At 49.3% G+C, this 625-nt stretch carries 1 protein-coding gene; it reads right to left on the bottom strand.

The window, feature by feature from the left end:
- Positions 1-625: NAD(P)/FAD-dependent oxidoreductase (locus MWG72_RS15450; RefSeq protein WP_247144429.1), on the bottom strand; the 625-nt coding region annotated here is incomplete at both ends.

Genomic DNA, 625 nt, shown 5'->3' with positions numbered 1-625 from the left:
CTTTAATGCCAATACCGTAGTGCTGCGGATCGGCATCCTTATCCAGGTTGAACTTCTGGATCAGACGTTTACCTAAGTGACCACGACAGCCTTCAGCGAAAATTGTGTATTTGGCATGCAGTTCATAACCCGGGGTAAAGTTATGCGTTGGTTCGCCATCTTTACCAATACCCATATCACCGGTTTGGATGCCTTTGACTGTACCATCGGCATGATACAGAATTTCAGACGCGGCAAAGCCCGGGAAGATCGACACTTCCAGCTCTTCGGCTTTCTGGCCTAACCAGCGCACTACGTTGCCGAGCGAGATGACATAGTTGCCATCGTTATGCATGGTTTTAGGTACCATCCAGTGTGGTGCTTCCTGTGATTTTTCATCTGACAGCAGGAAGAAGGTTTTATCTTCAGTCACTGGGACATTTAGCGGGGCACCCTGTTCTTTCCAGTCCGGGAACAGCTCGTTCATGGCACGCGGTTCAAGTACCGCACCAGACAGAATATGTGCACCGACTTCGGAGCCTTTTTCTACGACACAAACGGACAAATCGTTTAAGTTGTTTTCAATTGCAAGTTGACGGATTTTGATCGCAGCAGAAAGACCCGCAGGGCCTGCGCCTACGATGAC

This window comes from Acinetobacter lwoffii, assembly GCF_022967985.1.
Classification (GTDB): Bacteria; Pseudomonadota; Gammaproteobacteria; order Pseudomonadales; family Moraxellaceae; genus Acinetobacter.
Note: the sequence above shows the minus strand (reverse complement) of the source record. Positions and strands in the feature narration are given on the sequence as shown.